This window comes from Myceligenerans indicum (genome assembly GCF_016742955.1).
GTDB lineage: Bacteria > Actinomycetota > Actinomycetes > Actinomycetales > Cellulomonadaceae > Myceligenerans > Myceligenerans indicum.
The window spans coordinates 1-16,783 of record NZ_JABBYC010000020.1 but is presented as its reverse complement, the minus strand read 5'-3'; the positions used below and the strand labels follow the sequence as shown (position 1 = coordinate 16,783).

Annotated in this window: 12 protein-coding genes; 5 read left to right on the top strand and 7 right to left on the bottom strand. The window is 71.9% G+C overall.

The window, feature by feature from the left end; genetic code table 11:
• The first annotated feature begins 24 nt into the window (after positions 1-24).
• Genes HGK34_RS12145 through HGK34_RS12135 form a run of 3 tightly spaced genes read left to right on the top strand, consistent with a single transcriptional unit; the run spans position 25 to position 5,560 of the window.
• Positions 25-1,494, top strand: a complete 1,470-nt coding sequence (locus HGK34_RS12145) for a DUF3375 domain-containing protein (RefSeq protein ID WP_201847595.1) — start codon at positions 25-27, stop codon at positions 1,492-1,494.
• Positions 1,491-2,252 carry a DUF4194 domain-containing protein gene (locus HGK34_RS12140; protein WP_201847593.1) on the top strand — a complete coding sequence of 254 codons (762 nt, stop codon included), beginning with the start codon at positions 1,491-1,493 and terminating at the stop codon, positions 2,250-2,252. Before HGK34_RS12145 ends, HGK34_RS12140 begins: the two co-directional genes overlap by 4 nt.
• Positions 2,253-2,254: 2 nt before the next feature.
• Positions 2,255-5,560, top strand: coding sequence for an ATP-binding protein (locus HGK34_RS12135; RefSeq protein WP_244666671.1), 3,306 nt, complete (start codon positions 2,255-2,257; stop codon positions 5,558-5,560).
• A gap of 297 nt (positions 5,561-5,857) precedes the next feature.
• Here HGK34_RS12135 and cofE read toward each other — a convergent pair whose 3' ends face one another.
• The 3 genes from cofE to HGK34_RS12120 are packed head-to-tail and all read right to left on the bottom strand — an operon-like array spanning position 5,858 to position 8,012.
• Positions 5,858-6,646 carry a coenzyme F420-0:L-glutamate ligase gene (gene cofE / locus HGK34_RS12130; protein ID WP_201847590.1) on the bottom strand — a complete coding sequence of 263 codons (789 nt, stop codon included), beginning with the start codon at positions 6,644-6,646 and terminating at the stop codon, positions 5,858-5,860.
• A 27-nt stretch (positions 6,647-6,673) separates the two neighbouring features.
• Positions 6,674-7,663, bottom strand: coding sequence for a TIGR03557 family F420-dependent LLM class oxidoreductase (locus HGK34_RS12125; protein ID WP_307815927.1), 990 nt, complete (start codon positions 7,661-7,663; stop codon positions 6,674-6,676).
• A gap of 34 nt (positions 7,664-7,697) precedes the next feature.
• Positions 7,698-8,012 (bottom strand): hypothetical protein, encoded by a 315-nt coding sequence (locus tag HGK34_RS12120; RefSeq protein ID WP_201847587.1) that lies wholly within the window; start codon positions 8,010-8,012, stop codon positions 7,698-7,700.
• Positions 8,013-8,193: 181 nt separating this feature from the next.
• Here HGK34_RS12120 and valS point away from each other — a divergent pair, with 181 nt between their 5' ends.
• A complete protein-coding gene (valS, locus tag HGK34_RS12115) occupies positions 8,194-10,953 on the top strand; it encodes a valine--tRNA ligase (RefSeq protein WP_201847585.1) in 2,760 nt (919 codons plus the stop codon).
• A gap of 74 nt (positions 10,954-11,027) precedes the next feature.
• Entirely contained in the window at positions 11,028-11,915 is an 888-nt protein-coding gene (locus HGK34_RS12110) for a VOC family protein (RefSeq protein WP_201847583.1), read from the top strand.
• A 170-nt stretch (positions 11,916-12,085) separates the two neighbouring features.
• On the opposite strand, the gene HGK34_RS12105 is transcribed toward HGK34_RS12110, so the two are convergent.
• The 4 genes from HGK34_RS12105 to HGK34_RS12090 form a co-directional block, all read right to left on the bottom strand.
• Positions 12,086-13,114: a LacI family DNA-binding transcriptional regulator gene (locus HGK34_RS12105; protein WP_201847581.1), complete on the bottom strand. Its 1,029-nt coding sequence runs from the start codon at positions 13,112-13,114 to the stop codon at positions 12,086-12,088.
• Positions 13,115-13,182: 68 nt separating this feature from the next.
• Entirely contained in the window at positions 13,183-14,154 is a 972-nt protein-coding gene (locus HGK34_RS23540) for a hydroxyacid dehydrogenase (RefSeq protein WP_201847579.1), read from the bottom strand.
• Positions 14,155-14,252: 98 nt separating this feature from the next.
• Positions 14,253-15,830: a DUF3502 domain-containing protein gene (locus HGK34_RS12095; RefSeq protein ID WP_201847577.1), complete on the bottom strand. Its 1,578-nt coding sequence runs from the start codon at positions 15,828-15,830 to the stop codon at positions 14,253-14,255.
• Between the two features lie 58 nt (positions 15,831-15,888).
• Positions 15,889-16,783, bottom strand: an 895-nt coding sequence (locus HGK34_RS12090) for a carbohydrate ABC transporter permease (protein WP_201847575.1), incomplete at its 5' end; no start/stop codon positions are given.

The window sequence follows — 16,783 nt, the reverse complement described above, 5'->3', positions numbered from 1 at the left end:
CCAAACCCAGTACCCTCTGCGCTCATGAGCACCGTCCAGATCGCGCGCACCGCGCGACGCCTCGCCGGCGAGCATCCCGCGTGGATGCTGCTGCGTTCTGGGCACGCAGCCGCCGCCGTCACGCTGCTCGGACGACACCTCGCCCGCGGAACGCGCCGCCTGCCCGAGGCCGAGCTCGTCGGGCGGCTCGAGGACGACATCACGGAACTGCGGCGCCAGGGATTCACGCTTCCGCACTCCGCGGGACCGCAGGTGTCCGAGTGGCTGCGCGACGGCGTCCTCGTGCGCCGTCCCGGCGCGGGGTCCGACCGCTCGACAGCTCCCGAGCAGCTCGAGCTGTCCGACGCCGCGCTCGCCGCGATCGCCTTCGTCTCCGGTCTGACCCGCCCGCACCACGTCGCCACGGCGACGCGGTTGTCGATCGTCCTGGGCGCGCTGGGCGATCTCGCGGACGCCGCCGATCCCGACCCCTCGGCGCGGCTCGCGGCCCTCCGTGCCGAGCGAGCACGGATCGACGCCGAGATCGACCGCGTCCGGCGCGGAACGGTGCCGGAGCCGGACCCGGCCGACCTCGCCGAGCGCGCTCGCGAGGTGCTCGCCCTGGCGGCCGAGGTCCCTGCCGACCTGCTGCGCGTCCGCGCCGCCCTGACCGTGGCCGACGTCGAGCTCCGCCGCAGTCTCACGGCGTCCGGCCCGGTCCGGGACGCGTTCGTCGACGACCTGTTCCGCGGCGTCGACCACCACGCCGAGACGCCCGCCGGACGGAACCTCACGACCTTCCGCGCCGTGCTCGACGCAGGCGAGCACGATGCCACGGCCCACGTCACCCGGCTGCTGCGGTCGCCGGAGGCCACGACCGAGCTCACGTCGTCCGAAGTGGCGTCCCTGCGGCGGCTGGTCACCGAGCTGCGCTCCGCCACGGACGACGCCACGGACACCATGACGGCACTGCGCCGGGCGCTCCAGAGGGCCGCGCGGTCCGGCGACCTCCCCCAGGAGCAGGCCCTGGCCTCGCGGCTGCGGGAGGCGGAGACCATCGCGCTCGAGCTGGCCGACGAGGTGGCACCGGGCACCTGGACCGGTCTGACCCTGAAGCTCGGCGCCGTCGCGCTCGCCTCACCGGCGGGCATCCGCCCGCACGACCCCGCGGACGACCGCCCGGCGCCGCTGGTGCGTCCCCGGCCGCCGGCGGACGACGCCCCCACCGACCTCGCGGCGCTGCGCGCCCTCGCCCGGTCCGCCGAGATCGACGAGGACGAGCTACGCGGCAACGTGAACGACGTCGTAGCACGCCGGGGCGCCGCCACCGTCGGCGAGGTGCTCCGGGCCCATCCGGCGACCCAGGGCCTGGCCAGCGTCGTGGGGCTGCTGTCGCTCGCAGAGCGCCACGGGCGACGTGAAGGCGACACCGAGGACATCGCCTGGCCCGGCGCGCGAGGCAGTCTGCGCCGCGCCCGAGTACCCCGCCACCGCTTCGAGGAGCCCGTCCCGTGACCGGACCCATGGAACATCTGAGCAGCTCGCGCCCGGGCGGGACCGGACAGGCCCGGGTCGTCCGGTCGGCCCGGCCCGACGACACCGGGCAGCAGCCCGTCGCCGGCCCGACCGGTCTGGCGCACGACCTGCCCGGGACGCCGCACACCGGGGGCGAGGAGCCGGGTACCCGCCTCTGGCAGGGCGATCCCGGAAGCCTGCCCGCCTCCGCCCGCCGGTCGCTGGCGGCGCTGGTCCGGGGCCCGTACCTGGCCGCCGCCGACGACGAGGAGGCCTGGCGCGACCTGCTCACCCATCTGGAGCTGGTGCGTGGCCGGCTCGCGGACATGTACCTGGACGTGGTGGTGGACCACGACGAGCAGATCGCGTTCGTGCGGGACGCCACCGCCGCGCCCGACGCGCCCGCCGTCGTCCGGGAGCTCCCGCTGACGTTCCTCGACACGGTTCTCCTGCTGCACCTGCGCACCCGCCTGCTGGAGTCGCCCGGCCAGGAGGTGGTGACCGACCTCGACGACGTCGTCGAGCACCTGCACCCGTTCCGGCGCCGCAGCGGCACCGGGACGACCGGGTACGGGACCGGGTTCGACGCCGCCATGGACGCCGGGTGGGACCGGCTCACCGAGGCCGGGCTCCTGCAACCCACCGGCGAAAGGGGCAGGCGCCGCATCGTGTCGCCGGTCCTGCGCACCCTGTTCGGGGCCGACGAGATCCAGGCCGTCCAGGCCGAGTACACCCGACTCAGCAGGGAGGGGCTGTGAGCATGCAGAGCAGCACGCATCCGGGGCAGTGGCGCCTCGCCCGTGTGGAGGTGGTCAACTGGGGCACGTTCACCGGCCACCACCGCATCGACGTCGCGCGGAAGGGCTTCCTGCTCACCGGCCACTCCGGGTCGGGTAAGTCGTCCCTGGTCGACGCCGTCGCCGCGGTCCTCACGCCTCCGGCGGACCTCCGCTTCAACGCGGCCGCGGCCGCGGCCGTCACGAGCGGGCGCGAGGACCGGTCCGTGACCAGCTACGTGCGAGGAGCCTGGCGGCACCGGACCGACGGCGCCACGGGCGAGGCCGTCGCGGAGACCCTGCGCCCGGCCACGACATGGAGCGGCGTCCTGCTGCGCTACGAGGACGGCTCCGGAGGGGTCGCCACGCTCGCACGCCTCATGCTGCTGCGCCGGGCGGCGACGCAGTCCGCGGATCTGTACGTGTACCAGCCCGGAGAGGCCGACATCCTCGACCTGGAGCCCTACGTGCGCTCCGGGCTGGACGCTCCCGGACTGCGCGCGCACCTGCCCGACGCCACCGTGTCCGACCGGCACGCCGGTTTCGCGGCCGCGTTCAGCGAGCGGCTCGGCGTCGGCGACCCGAGCGCCCTCGTGCTGCTGCACCGCACGCAGTCCGCCAAGAACCTGGGCAGCCTCGACGACCTGTTCCGCGACTACATGCTCGACGAGCCCATCACCTTCGGCCTCGCCGAGGCCGCGGCGCAGCAGTTCGGCGAGGTGGCGCGCGCCCACGCCCGCATCGCGGACGCGCGGCGCCAGGTCGGGGCCCTCGACCAGCTGGCCCCGCTGTGCCGCCGGTTCGACTCCGGCGCCAAGGCCGCCGTCCAGGCGGCATCCCTGCACGGCTCGCTGGAGCCGTACCGGGACGCGATCAAGCTGGAGCTCGCGACGGCCGCTCTCGGCGACGCGCAGCGCCACGAGGACACGGCGGCGTACGAGCGCGACTCGGCCGACGCCGAGGTGGAGCAGGCCGCAAGCGCTCACCGCCAGGCCGTGAGCGTGGTGCAGGTGCGCGGGGGCCAGGCTCTGGCGACACAGGGCGACCGGCTCCAGCGGGCGGGTGAGATCACGGCGCTGACACGGACGCGGCGTGGGGAACTGGCCACCGACCTGGAGATGGTGGGGCTGGCTGCGCCGGAGTCGTTCGCCGAGTTCTCGGCCCTGCGTGAACTCGCACGGTCCGAGCTGTCGGCGAACGGCGGCGCCGAGACGGCCTCGTCGACGGGGTCCATGCCGGTGCTCACCGGCCCGGCCGCGCAGATGCGCAGGGCACACGAGACGCGTGCCGCTGTCGCCGCCGAACACGCCGCGATCTCCGCGCAGGTTCAGGCGCTGCGGACGTCGGCGAGCAACCTTCCGGCGGATCTGCTCGCGGCGCGCCGTGCGGTGTGCGACGCGACGGGGATCAGCGAGTCCGCGCTGCGGTTCGCCGCCGAGCTGCTCGGGGTCCGCCCGGGTGAGGAGCGCTGGACGGCCGCGATCGAGCGGGTGCTGCGCCCGCTGGCCACCACGATGCTGGTGCCGTCTGCCCACCGGGACGCCGTGCGGGACGCCGTGGACTCCATGGACCTGGGCACGCGCCTGGAGTACCGGGTCGTGGGTGTGCGGCAGGACGCGCCCCGGGCGGCGTCGGGGCCGGACTCCCTGATCCACAAGGTGGAGGTGACGGACGGACCGGCGTCGGGCTGGCTGCAGCGTCAGCTGTCGGACTACGACTACCTGTGCGTGGAGGATGCCGCCGGTCTCGACGAGGCGGAACGTGCCGTCACCCTCGCGGGTCAGGTCAAGCACGCGAGCGACCACGTGATCAAGGACGACGCGGCGGCTGATCCCGCCACGTGGGTCCTGGGCGGGGACATCACCGACAAGCTCGACCATCTGCTCGGCAAGGCGCGCGAGATCCAGTCCCGGCTCACGGCCGCCGAGGACGCCGTCGCCGCCGCGACCGCCGCGGAGCGCGAGCGCCTGCAGCGCGCCTTCGCGCTGCGGCAGGTGCAGCGCAGGGAGTGGCGCGACGTCGACATCGAGTCCGCCGAGCAGGACCTGGCCGAGGCGCAGCGGACCTTCGACTCCCTGCTGAGCGGGACGCAGGATCTCGCCGCGGCCGAGCACGACGTCGCCGGTGCGGAACGGCGGCTCGCCGAGGCCCGGACGGCGGCGTCCGCCGCGGCGGACGTCCTCGCGGAGGCGCGGGCCGCGCGTCGTGCGATGGAACGCGTGGTGCGGGAGCTGCGCGGAACGGTGTCCCCCGCGATCCCGGACGAGCACCGGGCCGAGCTGGAGCGGCGCTACGCAGAGGTCCGGCCGACCGTGACGCACGACGTCGTCGACGAGGTGTCGCTCGTCGTCTCGCGCGCCCTCGACGCGGAACGCGAGGCGGGCCTGCGCGGCTCCGGTGCGGCGGAGCGGGAGATCACCGAGCTGCTCGGCGAGTTCCGGCGGAACTGGCCCGCGCTCACGCGGGACATCGGCGCCGGGGTGGGCGACCGGGGGCACTACCTCGAGCTCGCCGAGGAGATCCGCTCCCGGCAGCTGCCGGAGCTGGAGGCCGAGCTGGAGCAGCTGCTGTCCGGCGGCGCGCAGCGCGCCCTGGACCGGCTGGCCGCCGAGATCCGGCAGGCACCGTCGGTGATCCGGGAACGGATCGTGCCGGTGAACGAGTCGTTGCGTCGATCGGAGTACGCCCCCGGACGCTACCTGGAGATCCGGGTCAAGGAACAGCAGCCCGCGGCGGTGCGCGAGTTCCTCGACACGCTGGAGGGCCTGGCGCAGGACCGTGCCACGGCGATGCCCAGGCTGGAGCGGCTGATGCGCCGCCTGGCCTCCGCGGATCCCTCCGACCGGGCGTGGCGGACACTGTGCCTGGACACGCGGCGTCATGTGCGGTTCACGGGTGTCGAGCTGGACGGGGCGGGTCTGACACTGGACGTGCACGAGTCCTCGGCGGGACTGTCCGGCGGCCAGCGCCAGAAGCTGGTGGTGTTCTGTCTGGCCGCTGCGCTGCGCTACCGCCTCTCGACCCTCGCCGACGGCGCACCGGCCTATGGTTCCGTGATCCTGGACGAGGCCTTCGACAAGGCCGACACCGAGTTCACCCGCACGGCGATGGACACGTTCCGCGACTTCGGCTTCCACATGATCCTGGCCACGCCGCTCAAGCTGCTGCAGACGCTCGAGGAGTACGTCGGCGGTGTCGGCCTGGCCACGTGCACCGACGGCCGGGAGTCCCGGATCGACGTCGTGGCCCTGGACCCGGCCCCGATCACGGAGCCCGCACCGGCCCGGTAGCAGGGAGGGCCGTCCGCGGCCCAGGCAGGCAAGGCCGCGCAGCAGGCTGCGCGGCCGGGGATGTATGGCTCGGCGCGTGGTCGGTCACCCGGCGCATGGTCGGTCAGACGACGCGTGGTCGGTCAATCACTTGACCGACCATGCGCCGGATGACCGACCACGCAGCGGTCTCCCGACCCGCGAACAGCGACCCCCGACCCGCGACGGCGCTGAAGCCGGCCCGGCGCTCCGGGACGACGAGGCGCCTCGGACGCCCCGACGCGGGTGACGTCGCGGGGCAGGAGCAGCATCGTCGGCTCAGGTGGTGGCGGCGCGCGTGTGCGCGTCGGCGAGTCCGCGCTCGTAGGCCTCGCGGGAGCCCTCCCGGAACAGGTCGTCGCCGCTGGGCCGCACGAGCGACCGCGCGCCGGGGCCGGCGTCGTCGGACACGTACCGGGCGAGTCCGCGGACGACGGCGACGGCGCGTCCGGTCGCCTTGCCCCGCACGAGTTCCGTGGCGGAGGCGACCTCGTCGGCGACGGCCGTGACCGTCACGTTCAGGGGGCGGCCGTGGCTGTCGGTGCCACCACGCAGGTCGTCGGTGGGCGAGATGCCGGCGGCGCCGATCGCGATGTCCACGAGCGCGTCGCGCCAGGGCCGGCCGGCGGTGTCGGTGACGACGACTCCCAGGCGGTCCAGTCCGAACCGGTCGCGCAGGGCCGCGCGGATGCCACGGGCGGACGCGTCCGGGTCCTGCGGCAGCAGCAGGACGGTTCCCTCCGGCGTGTTCGAGGCATCCACGCCCGCGGCCGCCATGACGAGTCCCAGGTGGTTCTCCACGATCCGCAGCGGAGGCCCGTCGGGGCGTTCTCGCACCGCGACCACACGGACCGTCTCGTCCGTGATCGCTTGTTCCCGGTCCGTGGCCGCCACCACCCGCCCTTCGGCCTTGGACACGATCTTGGAGGTCACCGCGACGACGTCGCCCTCCGTGGGCCGGTCGGCAAGCTCCTGCGCGGCGAGAAGTTCGCCGATCACGGCTCCGAGGTCGGTTCCGGGGGTGATCTCGGGCAGCCCGTCGGGCGCCCACACGGTGAGGCGATGCATGGCGGCATTCTCTCCCGCCGGACGACCTCAGCGGGTGAGGGCAGGGAGGACCTCGGCGGCATAGGCGTCGATCCAGGCGCGGGCGTCCGGGCCCGCGTCGTGCACGTAGAGGCGGTCGAAGCCCAGGTCGAGCAGGCGCTGCAGGTGCTTGGCGTGGGCCGCGAGGTCGGCCGAGACGAGGACCCGGCCGGCCAGGTCCTCCGCACGGAGCAGGCGCGCCACGGCGGCGACGTCGTGCGGGGAGCGCAGGTCGGAGCGGGGCAGCCGGGCCGCACCGATCGGCGGGTTCGCCAGCACGTTCTCCTCGGCCTGCGCGAGGTCCGGCGCCCACGAGACCGGGACCTGCACCACCTTCGGCATGGTGTCAGGGTCCTTGCCCGCCTCGCGCGCCCCGGCCGCGAACCGGTCGAGCAGCACCTGGAGCCGTTCGGGCGGTGCCGCCATGGTGATCAGGCCGTCCGCCTGCCGGCCGGCGCGGCGCGCCGTGACCGGGCCACCGGTGGCGACCAGAACCTCCGGCGCCGCCTCCGGGACGGTCCACAGCCGGGTGGCCTCCAGCCGGAAGTAGTGCCCGGAGAACCTGACGTCACGCCCCGCCGGAGCGGCGAACAGCTTCCTGACGATCTCCACTGCCTCGAACAACCGCGCGATCCGGCCCGGTGCCTCGGGCCAGTAGTCGCCGGTGACGTGCTCGTCGACGGCATCGCCGCTCGCCACGCCCAGCCAGTGGCGACCGGGATTCATCGCCGCCAGGGTCGCGGAGGCCTGCGCGAGCACGGCGGGGTGCATCCTGCTCCCGGGGACGGCGACCGGGCCGAGGTCGCCGGTGGTCCGTTCCCCCAGGGCGCCGAGCACGTCCCAGACGAAGCCCGCATGCCCCTGACGGGGCGTCCAGGGCTGGAACCGGTCGGTTGCCATCACACCGCTGAAACCGTGCTCCTGTGCGTGAACCGCCAGTTCCACCGCGTCCCGCGGATGCAGCGTCTCGAGCATCGCCGCCAGTCCGATCGTCGCCACGGCGTCGACCCTAACCCGCCCCCGGACGTCCGCGTCAGGCGGGCCCACGCGTCTCGGCACGCCGCCGGATCCAGATCCGTGCCTCACCACGGTCCACCCCGGACTCCTCGAAGTAGATCCGTGTCGCGTCCTTGGTCCGGCCCTGCGCGACGAGGTCGTCGACCTCGGCGAGCGTCTCCGGCGAGATCCCGGCGGTTCCCGGCTCGGCCGCACCGAGGTGATCCAGCAGCAGGTCGAGCCGACGTTCCAGCCGGCGCAGGCTCCTCGCGGAGGATCCGAGGTTGCCGGTGACGTTGACGACGAGGATCACGAGGAGGATGACCAGGACCGGGATGAGGTACGACTCCATACCCGGACGTTAGCCGCACAGGTCGCGACCGGGACCACTTCCGGCCGCGGAGAGACGGTCAGATCCCGGCCGGTGCCCTCGGCGGCGCCTGAACATCGCGCTCCGGGGACCGGGCAGGGTATCCCACCCGAGCTGTGGATGACGGGACACCCGGCCGTGCGGAATCTGGGACACTTGACCCATGAGTACTCCGATCCCCGCCGGTCACACGGACCCGGCCACGACCACCACGAACGCCACGACAACACCCGCCGCTCAGGTAGCTGGTGCCGACGTCGTCCGCGCGGTGGTCAAGGGAGTACCCGATCGCGTGAGCACGGACGGGCTGGAGGAGAAGCTCGACGCCCGCTGGAGCGACGAGGCCACGTTCGCGTTCGACCGCAGCAAGACCCGTGAGCAGATCTACTCGATCGACACCCCGCCACCCACGGCCTCCGGCTCGCTGCACGTGGGGCACGTGTTCTCCTACACGCACACCGACCTGGTCGCCCGCTACAAGCGCATGCGCGGGTACGAGGTCTTCTACCCGATGGGCTGGGACGACAACGGCCTGCCCACCGAACGGCGCGTGCAGAACTACTACGGCGTCCGGTGCGACCCGTCCCTGCCCTACGTGGAGGACTTCGAGCCGCCCCACCAGGGCACGGACGGCAAGAACGTGAAGCCGGCCGATCAGGTGCCGGTCAGCCGCCGCAACTTCATCGAACTGTGCGAACGCCTCACGACGGAGGACGAGCAGAAGTTCGAGCAGCTGTGGCGCCGCCTGGGCCTGTCGGTCGACTGGTCGCAGACGTACCAGACCATCGGCGCGGACTCGATCGCGACAGCCCAGAAGGCCTTCGTGCGCAACCTCGCCCGCGGTGAGGCCTACCAGGCCGAGGCGCCGGGCCTGTGGGACGTGACGTTCCAGACGGCGGTGGCCCAGGCCGAGCTGGAGGCACGTGACTATCCCGGGCACTACCACAAGGTGGCGTTCGGCCGTCCCGGCGGCGAGCCGGTGTTCATCGAGACCACTCGCCCGGAGCTGATCCCGGCCGTGGTGGCGCTCATCGCCCACCCCGACGACGAGCGCTACCAGCACCTGTTCGGCACCACGGTGACCTCGCCGCTGTTCGGCGTCGAGGTGCCGGTGCTGGCACACCACGCGGCCGAGCCCGACAAGGGCGCGGGCATCGCGATGTGCTGCACGTTCGGCGATCTGACGGACGTGCAGTGGTGGCGGGAGCTGCAGCTGCCGACCCGCTCGATCGTGCGACGGGACGGCCGGATCACCCGGGAGGTGCCGGAGTGGATCGAGGGCGGCGCCGGCGAGGCGCTGTTCGGTGAGATCTCCGGCATGACGACGTTCAGCGCACGCAAGGCGATCGTCGAGGCGCTGCGCGCCTCGGGTGACCTCGCCGGCGAACCCGTCGCGACCCAGCGCAAGGCGAACTTCTACGAGAAGGGCGACAAGCCGCTGGAGATCGTCACGTCCCGCCAGTGGTACATCCGCAACGGCGGCCGCGACGGGGACCTGCGTGACGAGCTGCTGGCCCGTGGCAAGGAACTCGACTTCCACCCCGACCACATGCGGGTGCGCTACGAGAACTGGGTGGGTGGCCTCAACGGTGACTGGCTGATCAGCCGCCAGCGCTTCTTCGGCGTGCCGATCCCCCTGTGGTACCCGGTGCTCGCCTCGGGTGACGTGGACCACGAGAACCCGATCGTCCCGGCCGAGGACCAGCTCCCGGTGGACCCGACGTCGCAGCCGCCCGCGGGATTCACCGAGGACCAGCGCGGTCGTCCGGGCGGGTTCGTGGGCGATGCCGACGTGATGGACACCTGGGCCACCTCCTCCCTCTCGCCGCAGATCGTCGCAGGCTGGGAGCGGGACGAGGACCTGTGGCAGCGGGTGTTCCCGATGGACCTTCGTCCTCAGGGCCAGGACATCATCCGCACCTGGCTCTTCTCCACCGTGGTGCGCGCACATCTGGAGAACGGCGTGCTGCCCTGGAAGAACGCGGCGATCAGCGGCTGGATCCTCGACCCGGACCGCAAGAAGATGTCGAAGTCCAAGGGCAACGTGGTCACGCCGATGGATCTGCTCGTGGAGCACGGCTCGGACGCGGTGCGCTACTGGGCCGCCTCGGCACGCCTGGGCGCGGACGCCGCGTTCGAGGTGGGGCAGATGAAGATCGGTCGCCGCCTGGCCATCAAGGTGCTGAACGCCTCGAAGTTCGCGTTGTCGTTCGGGCTGGACCCGGAGTCCGGCGAGGGTGAGATCCTGCTGGACCCGGCAGCGGTGACGGTGGAGCTGGACCGCGCGATGCTCGCCGGCCTCGCGGCCGTGACCGAGCAGGCCACGGCAGCGTTCGAGGCATACGACCACACGCGCGCGCTCGAGGTCACGGAGACGTTCTTCTGGACGTTCTGCGACGACTACCTGGAGCTCGTCAAGGACCGTGCCTACGGCGCCGGTACGGCGACGGGGTCGGCCGAGACCACGTCGGCACGCACCGCACTGGCCATCGCTCTCGACACCCTCCTGCGTCTCCTGGCGCCGTACCTGCCGTTCGCCACGGAAGAGGTCTGGTCCTGGTGGCGCACGGGTTCCGTGCACCACGCTGCGTGGCCCACGCCGGACCCGCTGCGCAGCGCCGCCGCGGGCGCCGAGGCCACCAACCTGACGGCGGCCGGGAACGCGCTGGCCGCGATCCGCAAGGTGAAGTCCGAGGCGAAGACCTCGATGCGGGCCCCGGTGCTCGCGGCCACCCTGGCGGTACCCGCCGCGGACCTGGCGGCGGTGCGCTCGGCGGTCGGCGACGTGCGCGCCGCGGGCCGGGTGACCGGTGACCTGGTGCTCACCGAGACCGCCGAGGGTCAGGGCGACCTGAACGTCCAGGGTGGCATGGTGACCTCCGGCGTCGAGCTCGGCGAGCCGGAGCCCCGCAAGAAGGGCTGAAGCGCGCGTCGGCCGGCGCGGATGTCGGTGTCCAGGTGCACCATCGGGGTATCGGAACCGAACCGGAGGGCAGCATGGCTGACGCACCCACCACACGGACGTATCCCCACGGTGTGCCGAGCTGGATCGACCTGGAGGTGCTCGACGTCGACGCGGCGCTCGCCTTCTACGGCGAACTGTTCGGCTGGACATTCACCGAGAAGGTGCCGCCCGGAGCACCGGGGCGCTACGTCGTCGCCTCCCAGGACGGCACGGACGCCACGGTGATCGGCGCGATCGCCACACCCGACCCGGGCTTCGACGGCGAGGTGATGTGGCATACGTACCTCGCCGTCGACGACATCACGGCCACGGCGAGGCAGGTCACCGCTCTGGGCGGCGTCGTGAGCTCACCTCCGGAGACGGTCGGGCCGCCGGGTGGGCCGGCCGCCGGGCAGATGGCGCGGATCGTCGACCCGCAGGGGGCGCCGAGCAGGCTGTGGCAGGCGGGTGCCCGGCTCGGTGCCCAGGTCGTCAACGCGCCGGGCACGTGGAACTTCAGCAACCTGTTCACCCCGGACGTGGATCGTGCGCTGGAGTTCTACGGCCCGCTGCTCGGGTGGGTGCGAACCGACGACCTGGGGGCCGGCATGGCGCGAGTGCCCGGCTACGGGGACCACCTGGCCCGCACGACGGACCCGGGCATCCACGAGCGTCAGGGGCACGCGCCCCCGGGCTTCGCCGACGTCGTCGCCGGGATCGTGCCGCATGACGGGCCGGCGCACTGGTCGGTGGTCTTTGCCGTGTCCGACCGGGACGCGTCCGCGACGACGGCGGAGCGGGCGGGCGCGACGGTGCTGCACAGCGAGGACAGCGCCTGGACCAAGGAGGCGACGATCCGCGACTCCTTCGGCGCCGAATTCGTCCTGTCCCAGTTCGCCCCGCCGCCGTCGTACCTCTCGACGGAGGCCGGTCGGGGCTGACGTGACGACGTGGGCTTCCGGCCCGGGACGCTTCGCCGGGGCGTTCCGGCGTGCCCGGCGCACGTCGGCCGTCGTCCGCCGAGCCATCAGTGGACGAGGTGGCCGAGGCGGACGATGACGGGACCGCCGTGCGGCCGGCGCAGCAACAGGCGCCAGGCAGTGCCCCCTCGTCAGCGCGACACGTCGGGCGTGCTCTCGCGCACGATCACATGCCCCTTGACCACCCGGGTCCGCACCTGGTCGCTCCGCGGGCTCACCGCCAGCGCCAGTGCCTCTTCCGCGACCTGCTCCCAGGCAAGGTGCACGGTGGAGAGCGACGGCGTGACGTCGCGCAGCGCCTTGATGTCGTCGAACCCGGCGACCGCCACCCGGCGCGGGTCGCCCGTGTCGCGCAAGAAGGTCAGCACGCCCAGAGCCATCGAGTCGTTGACGGCGAAGATCGCGTCCACGGCGACGTTGCGGCGCAGCAGGTCCCCGGTCAGCGCGTACGCGGCGTCCCGGTTGAAGTCGCCGATCAGGATGCGGTCGGCGGGCAGCTCGATACCCGCATCGGCCAGGCCTGCCACGAAGCCTTCCGTCCGGTCCCGCTGCGTCATGCCGTGCCGCATCCCGGAGATCACCGCGAAGTTCCGGTAGCCGAGACCCACGAGGGTGGTCGCCATCTCGTACCCACCCTCACGGTTGGCGTACGCGACGGTGTCGAACGGGAGACCTTCCTGGGTCACCAGCACGACACGTCCGCCCTCGGCCTCGTACCGTTGCAGGGCCTCGACGAGGTCCGGGATGGTCACGTCGTCCGTGGCGCGCCCGCCGGTGATCATGAGGATCTCCGCACGGTTGCCACGGGCGAGATTGACCGCCTCGACCAGGTCGGCCGGGTCGGTGCCGGCCGAGATCAGGGTGAAGGGCAGGCCACGCCGCTGCGTGGCGGCCACCACGCCCGCCGTGATCGGGTTCGCGTAGTCGTCCGGCAAGTTCTTGACCAGCAGCGTCACGCCGCGTGAACGGCCTTTGGCCACCGCCTGCGCGGCGATGTTGGTGGTGTACCCGAGCGCTTTCGCCGCCTTGAGCACCCGCGCCCGGTTGGCTTCGCGTACGCCACGGTCGCTGCCGTTCAGCGCGCGTGACGCCGTCGCGGCGGAGACACCGGCGAGCTCGGCCACATCAGCCAGCCGCGCCGGGCGTTCCGGAGCACTCATTCGACGATCGCCTCCCTGGTCATACGCCAAAATCCTATCGGGGACCACTTCGGGCGGCCTGCGAGCGCTCAGGCACCCGCCCGGCCGCAGACCTCGTGGACATAGTGGGCGAGGTCTGCCGCGACGACGTCGCCCATCCTGCGCAGCTCGGTTCCCATCGATCCGGCGATGTGCGGCGTCAGGAAGACGTTCGGCAGGTCGTACAGCGGCGACGCGGGTGGTAGAGGCTCAGGATCCGTCACATCGAGAATGGCGTTGATGCGCCGGCTGACGAGTTCCTTCTCCAGGGCCGCCGCATCCACGATCACACCGCGAGCGGTGTTGATCAGGGTAGCGCCGTCGGGCATGCGGGCAAGCATCGACGTGTCGATCAGGCCCACCGTCTCCGGAAGGACGGGCGCGTGGAGGGACACGACGTCGCTCCGGCGCATCAGCTCGGGCAGGTCCACCTTCTCCACGCCCATCGCCTCGGCGTCGCCGGGCGTGAGCAAAGGGTCGTACACCAGGATCCGCAGACTGGGGAACGGGCGCAGCAGCTCGACGACGGCACGTCCGGTGCGGGACGCGCTCACGAGGCCTACCGTGCGCGCGTAGTTGCCGGCCGTGGCGAACTCCGCCTCCCGGTCGATGAAGGCGCGCCGCTCACGGAGAAGGTCACGCGATCGGAAGGCGTCCTTGTTCGCCAGGATGATCATGGCGAGCGTGAGCTCGGCGACGGGGATCGCGTTGGCCGCACCGATGTCAGACGTCGCGATCCCGCCGGCCCCGTCGGGAAAGAGATGTCCCGTCGCGCCACCCGCGTGGATGACGCGGCGCAGCCGATTCGCGCGACGCAGCACCGAGGCGGGCAGTGGCGGTGTGTCCCAGCCGGTGAGGAGCACCTCGGTCCGGGACAGCGTCAGCCGGGCGTCGTCCGAGTCGAACTCGGTCAGCACCTCGCCGACCCGCTGTGCGGGGACTCGGGTCAGGGCTTCGTGCCCGGGGCCGAACAACCGCTCGGCCAACCGGTCCGACCCGACCGCCACTGCGTACTCGATCACACTGATCCTTTCAGGGACAGGGACTGGTGGTGGCCCGGGGCCGGCACGATCGTGCACCGGCCCCGGGATTCTTCGCGCGGGCCCGGAGGCCCGTACCGTCACTTCGACGCGAGGTAGGCGTCCGCCTGCTTGTTCAGCTCCTCCTGAACCTTTGTCAGGCCGGCGCGGTCCACGGCCTTCTTGAGCTTGTCCAGCCCCTCTTCCACGGGCACGGCGCCGGCGAAGAGGGGGTTGCCGAACTCGGTCACGGCGGCCGTGATCTGGGCGTGCTCGGTCTCGACCGCGCTGAGGTCGGGGATGAAGGAGGCGAACGGGTCGAGCGTGAAGTTGCCGTAGTCCTTCGACCAGTCGAACCACATGGTCTCGCTCTCGCTCATGCGCGAGTACTTGCGTTCGAGCGGGATACGCCAGCTCAGGGCGTAGCCGGGGAACCCGCCGGCGTACTCCCCGATCGGTTCGTAGGCGTCGTCCCCGACCGCCTTCCAGTCCGTCCCCTCCTCGCCGTACTGGAGCAGGTCGTGGTTCTCCTTGACGGAGACCCAGTCCAGGAGCTGGAGGGCGGCATCGGCGTCCGCGGCGGCGGCGTTGACCACCACGAGGTTGTCCGCCTGGAACGTCTGGTTCGGCTTCGTGGCCAGGCCGTCCCGGAAGGGCAGCACACTGACCACGGACGCCCCGGGCACCGCCTTCTCCAGGAGATCGAGGTGCGAGGAGGTGTCGCCGCCGTCGGTGATGCCCCAGCAGGTCGCGGCTCCGCCGCCGTCGAACAGGGCCTTGATGGTGGACGGGTCCGCGTTGAGCCGGTCGGCGTTGATGATGCCGTCCTCGAAGTACCGGCGCACCCGGTGCAGGGACTCGACGTACGGCTCGTACTCCCAGAAGGGGACGGCGTCGGCCGAACCGGTCGAGGCCGCGTCCCGCGACGGGACGAACAGGAGGGAGTCGCTGGAGAAGTAGAGCGGGAGGAAGTCCGGGGTCTCCCAGCCCTGGGCGTAGAGCGCCCCGGTGGGAGCGCCGAGGACGTCGAAGGGCGAGTTCCGGTTGACGTACCCCGGCAGTCCCTCCTTCTGCTGCACGTCGTACCAGAACTTCTCGAGCTGGTCGAAGTTCTCGATGCCCCCGGAGGCATACTTGTCGACCAGGTCACCGCGAGCGATGAGGTGGTGGATCCGGGCTGCGCTGTTGACGGCGGGAACGCCGTAGACCGAGCCGTCGGGCCAGCGGTTGGCGTCGAAGGCGCTCTGGTCGACGGACGCGGTGAGGTTCGTGTACTTGCCGCTCGCCAACGCGTCGTCGAGCGGCTGGAGGGCACCGGACTCGATGAGCTGGGCGATGTTCAGCCAGCGGGCGGACAGCGCCGTCTGGAAGTCCTCCTGCGCCGTGAACTTCAGCAGGGACTGCGAGCCGTAGTTCTTCCAGTTGATGAACTCGGGGTTGAACTCGAAGCCGAGGTCTGCCTTGAGCTTGGTGTTGACCGCAGCGTGCACACGGTCCCACTGCGTGGGCACGTCGCCGGGCAGCAGCAGGCCGTACGTGGTGCTGCCCCCGCTCGTCCCGCCGCCGCCCGGAGCGCACGCGGAGAGGGTGGCAGCCGCGAACAGCGCGCCCGTCCCGGCGAGGAATCCTCGGCGGGACAGGGACGAGGACAGTCCAGCGGCGTCGATGAGCTGTGCCATGGTTCTTCCTTTCAGATGATGGCCGAGGTGGCCGGTAAAGATGGCCGACGTGCGGTTGTCAGCCCTTCGAGGCGCCGAGGGTGAGCCCCTTGACGAAGTAGCGCTGGGCGAACGGATAGGCCAGAAGGATCGGTCCGATGGTGATGACGGTCATGGCCAGCCGGATCTGATAGACGGGGGCAGCCGACGTCGTGCCGAGGTCTGCCGCGTTGGCGACGCTCGTGATCAGGTTCTGCAGCACGAGCTGCAGCGGGAACCTCGTGGGCTCACTGATGTACAGCAGGGCGTGGAACCACTCGTTCCAGAACGTCACGGCGTAGAACAGGGCGATGACCGCGATGACGGGCTTGGACAGCGGCAGCACGATCTGGAAGAAGATGCGCAGCTCGCCGGCGCCGTCGATGCGAGCGGCATCGAGGATCTCCTGGGGAGTTCCCCGGAAGAAGCTCACCTGCACGAACACCAGGAACGGAGCGATGACGAGCGGCAGGATCACCGCGAACAGCGAGTTGCGCAGCTGGAGCACCTGGGTGATGAGGATGTACATCGGCACCAGACCGCCGGTGAACAGCATCGGGATGTACGCGAAGATCGCCAGTGGCCGGCTCACCCACGGCAGGCCGCGGGCGATCACCCAGGCGATGCCCGATGTGGCCGCGACCGCGATCGCCGTACCGACGACCGTGATGAAGATCGTCGCGCCGTAGGACAGCCAGACGCGCGACCCCGTGAAGATCGTCGTGTAGGCGTCGACGGAGAACGGGGCCGGCCAGAACGAGTAGCCGCGCTGCGAGAGCACGGCCTCGTCGGTGAACGAGCCCGCGACGACCATCCAGAACGGGATCAGGCAGATGAGTCCGAACGTGACGACGCCGATGTAGCTGGCGATGGTGAACGGTTCGGGACGGGACTGCCGGCGCCGTCGGGCTACGGGCTGTCTCTTATACACATCT